Origin of the sequence: Moorena sp. SIO4A5, assembly GCF_010672005.1 — a bacterium.
Lineage (GTDB): Bacteria > Cyanobacteriota > Cyanobacteriia > Cyanobacteriales > Coleofasciculaceae > Moorena.
Genome location: NZ_JAAHHZ010000392.1, coordinates 1 through 4,438, shown reverse-complemented (window position 1 = coordinate 4,438; position 4,438 = coordinate 1). Strand labels below are relative to the sequence as shown.

The window sequence follows — 4,438 nt, the reverse complement described above, 5'->3', positions numbered from 1 at the left end:
TACATTTCAGCACACCTCAGTCCTGGTCAAAGGTTGCTATCGACGTCAATCCCTAGCAAAAGTGCTGGTATTCCTGTTTTCAAGCAACTCAAGCAACTCAAACTCAAGCAACTGCTGTTGCTCAGTCGGCGCTATCTAAAACTAGTAGTGCGGGATATGCGAAGTGTTGCCCTAGCCTTACTAACTGCTCCGATTGGGATTAGCTTGATTATTCTGACGTTGTCCGGGAAAGACCCTTTAGCTCAACTGAACTCTCCAGACATCACCCAAGCACCTCTAGCGCTACAGGTACTGTTTATTTTTACCTGTGCTGCCCTTTGGGTAGGACTATCTAGTTCACTGCAAGAAATTGTGAAAGAGTCTAGCATTTATGCCAGAGAGCGACTGGTTAATTTAGGGTTATTTCCCTATCTTGGTTCCAAAGTACTGATTCGGTCTGGCTTAGCTATTTTACAAACTATCTTGATTGTTACTATTGTCCTCTATGGGTTTAAGTCACCTACCTCTGAACTACTGGATTGGAAAATTGGCTTGGGAATCACGACTTTTTTAACCATTATCGCTGCTACCAGTTTAGGTCTGATGGTATCGACATTGGTAAACAATGAAAGTGAAGCCAATAATACTATACCATTAATTTTGCTACCCCAGATTATTTTTTCTGGAGTTATTTTTAAACTAAAAGGATTAGCCAGTACACTATCTTGGTTGATGGTAAGTCGTTGGTCAATGGGAGCTTATGGTGCCCTGGTAAATGTGAATAGTATGGTACCAGAACAGTCTTCCCGATTTGGATTAAAGCTTCCCCCTCCTCCCTTTGAAGCAACACCAGTTTATGATGCCACTTGGCAAAATTTGATTCTTAACTGGCTACTCCTATGTTTACACACAGGGGTTTATTTAATAATTGCTTTTAAATTACAGAAGCGGAAAGATATTTTCTAGAAGTCGGGAATCGGGAATCGGGAATCGGGAATCGGGAATCGGGAATCGGGAGTCGGGAATCGGGAATCGGGAATCGGTAGGAGATGTAGGGTGGGCAGTGCTTACCTTGATGATTTTTAGGTTTTAAATTAGTCTGATGCACTGCCCACTCTACTGATATTGATTATTCGCGCGGGTGCTATTAATTCTTCGGGCGGGCAGGATGCCCACTCTACTGATATTTTGACATTTATAAAAGCGCACCTAAGCTGTTGTAGTAAACTCTTGCCTCTTGCCTCTTGCCTTGCCCGTAGCGCTATATTCATCCCGCCCCTCACCAATGCCACATCTGTTCCTAATGCTCCAAGGTCTAGTCAGAAAACCATGATTTTAACCCAAGATAGGCTTTATGTATCATCCTTGATACAGGAGAGGGCAAACTTTCCAGATTCTCACGGATGGTTACAGTATCAGGATGATTTTATCACCCTAACTTCCCTAGAAGAGAGCGCAACTTTCCAGATTCTCACGGATGGTTACAGTATCAGGATGATTTGACCCTAACCGACCTTCGGCAATCTCCAAAGCCTGTTGAAAGAGGGGTTCGGCCTGGTCATAGCGCTCCATTGAGTAGTAGAGTCCAGCCAGGTTGTTGAGACTGGTGGCCACATCAGGATGGTGGTGACCCAGCAGCTGCTTTCTCATCTCCAAAGCCTGTTGAAAGAGGGGTTCGGCCTGGTCATAGCGCTCCATTGAGTTGTAGAGTCCAGCCAGGTTGTGGAGACTGCTGGCCACATCGGGATGGTGGTGACCCAGCAGCTGCTTTCTCATCTCCAAAGCCTGTTGGTAGAGGGGTTCGGCCTGGTCATAGCGCCCCATTGAGTCGTAGAGTCCAGCCAGGTTGTTGAGACTGCTGGCCACATCGGGATGGTGGTGACCCAGCAGCTGCTTAGACATCTCCAAAGCCTGTTGAAAGAGGGGTTCGGCCTGGTCATAGCGCCCCATTGAGTTGTAGAGTCCAGCCAGGTTGTTGAGACTGCTGGCCACATCGGGATGGTTTTCACCCAGCAGCTGCTTTCTCATCTCCAAAGCCTCTTGATAGAGGGTTTCGGCCTCATCATAGCGCCCCTGAGCTTTGTAGAGATATGCCAGGTTGTTGAGACTTTCAGCCATATCAGGATGTTCGTCACCCAGCAGCTGCTTTCTCATCTCCAATGCCTGTTGTAAGAGGGGTTCGGCCTTCTCATAGCGCCCCTGATCTTTGTAGAGTAATGCCAGGTTGTTGAGACTGGTGGCCACTGAGGGATGGTGGTGACCCAGCAGCTGCTTATACATCTCCAAAGCCTGTTGATAGAGGGGTTCGGCCTTCTCATAGCGCCCCTGAGCTTTGTAGAGATATGCCAGGTTGTTGAGACTGGTGGCCACTGAGGGATGGTTTTCACCCAGCAGCTGCTTATACATCTCCAAAGCCTGTTGAAAGAGGGGTTCGGCCTGGTCATAGCGCCCCATTGAGTTGTAGAGTCCAGCCAGGTTGTTGAGACTGGTGGCCACTGAGGGATGGTTTTCACCCAGCAGCTGCTTTCTCATCTCCAAAGCTTGTTGATAGAGGGGTTCGGCCTTCTCATAGCGCCCCATTGAGTTGTAGAGTAATGCCAGGTTGTTGAGACTGCTGGCCACTGAGGGATGGTTTTCACCCAAGCGGCTTCTAGTTATCTCCAATGCCTGTTGTAAGAGGGGTTCGGCCTGGTCATAGCGCCCCATTGAGTTGTAGAGTCCAGCCAGGTTGTGGAGACTGCTGGCCACTGAGGGATGGTTTTCACCCAAGCGGCTTCTAGTTATCTCTAAACATTGCTCATACCAGGGTTCAGCCTGGTCATAGATACCTTGACCCTGATAGAATCTTCCTAAGCCAAGAAAGGGCCATGTTAAATCTTCATCCCTGAGCCAGTCAGTTAGGACTGTGGCAGCTTCGGCTAAATGAGGGATGGCGGGGGTAACTGCTGTAATATCATCGCGAGTTGGTGTATCAGGAATTTTTTTGGCCACAGCCACCATTGTTTGACAAAAGCTTTCCTTGTAGCGATCGGCCTCTGGTAATTGAGCCAGCTTGGTCTGGAAAAATTCTCGAATTAGTTGATGGAGCCGATAGGTTTGCTGTTCACTCAGTTGCAACAGGTTCAGTTTTAGTAAACTGCCATCTCGTATTTCCCCCAACTCCTTTGCTCTGAGACTATGAGCAGCTTTTCCAGATAGTCGTTGAAACAACTTCCATCTTTGGCGAGACTCGTGTATTTTCACACACTGCTCTACTAACGTCCAGTCAAAGGTAGCAGCAGCAAATAAACTCAGCAGACACCCCAGGTGCTTTGCTTCTTCTGAAAGGGTTGACCAGGTCAACTCAAAAGCCTCTGCTACTCCCAACTCGGCGGTCATATCTGGTTGTTGTTCAAACAAAGCCTGTGCTTCTAACCGCTTATCTTTCAATTGCTCCTGGACTTCTGTTACTTTCAGAGTGGGATGTTCGTAAAGATATCGTCCTACTAACTCCAAACCCAAGGGCAAATAGCCCAACCATTCACATAAGGCTTTTGCTTCCTTTAGTTCTTGCTCAATGCGCTCTTTGCCAACAAGCTGAGGCAATAATTCTAAGGCTGCCTCTGGATATATTACATCCAGGTCAATTCGTCGGTAAGAATTCCCTGGACGCTGACGGCTGGTGATCAGTACTTTAAAGCGGGATTGGGCTGGAGGCAAATAGGGATGAATGGTTTGATAGTCTACTACATCATCCAGCACAATCAATGCTGTGCCTTCTGGCCAATGCCCCCAGCAGTATCTTACCTTTTCCTGGAACTCTAGTTGATCTGGAATGGTTAATCCTAATTCCGTACGCCCAAAACTAATAAGTTGAGTTACGAGATCTGCCCCCCGCACTGGCAGCCAGCACAAACCCCCAGGGTAGTTATCCTGATATCTCAGAGCATATTGTAGAGCTAATTCGGTTTTGCCCACACCACCCATTCCGGCAATGGCACAAATCACTAATTGATCGGTCTGTTGAAATTCCCGATGGAGCTGCTCAAGTTGATCCTCTCTACCGACAAAGTTAGGAGTACCTCGATTGATAATGTTACTGGGGGGATTTAATTGTATCGGTTTTTTTTTACCTCTATTCTATTAGTGTTATCCAGCCAACCAGGAGTGTTGAGGCATTCCTTGATAAATTTCTTGACACCAAGATAGACCTGACTGTTTTGAGACTCTGGTTTGCATAAGTCAATGTGATTCTTTGGTATCGCAACCGGCTTCACTTTTTCAATGCCGGGGTTGGCACTATCTGGGTCTACCACCAAAATCCCTTTGACAGGCTGAGTTTCATAGTAGACTTTTGTGGCAATGCCTAAACTCCGGACATTTTCTCGATACCATTCATTTAATTCCCGTAACTGAGGGGAATGAGCTTTGAGTTCCTTTACACTTACGGTGGTTTGTGTCAGAACGCTAATATTATCAA

3 protein-coding genes and 1 pseudogene are annotated in these 4,438 nt (G+C 46.9%); 1 reads left to right on the top strand and 3 read right to left on the bottom strand.

From position 1 onward, the window contains the following. Positions 1 to 945 (top strand): ABC transporter permease (locus tag F6K57_RS37680; RefSeq protein WP_293073507.1); only part of this gene is annotated, 945 nt, incomplete at its 5' end. Here the strand turns inward: F6K57_RS37680 and F6K57_RS37675 are convergent. The 3 genes and pseudogenes from F6K57_RS37675 to F6K57_RS37665 all read right to left on the bottom strand — a co-directional run. Continuing rightward, complete coding sequence (locus tag F6K57_RS37675; protein ID WP_293073504.1) at positions 914 to 1,087, bottom strand: hypothetical protein; 174 nt, start codon at positions 1,085 to 1,087, stop codon at positions 914 to 916. The genes F6K57_RS37680 and F6K57_RS37675 overlap by 32 nt on opposite strands. Before the next feature lie 335 nt (positions 1,088 to 1,422). Continuing rightward, entirely contained in the window at positions 1,423 to 3,966 is a 2,544-nt protein-coding gene (locus tag F6K57_RS37670) for a tetratricopeptide repeat protein (RefSeq protein ID WP_293073501.1), read from the bottom strand. Between the two features lie 101 nt (positions 3,967 to 4,067). Next, positions 4,068 to 4,438 (bottom strand): annotated as a pseudogene (locus F6K57_RS37665) (hypothetical protein); the annotation flags it as partial.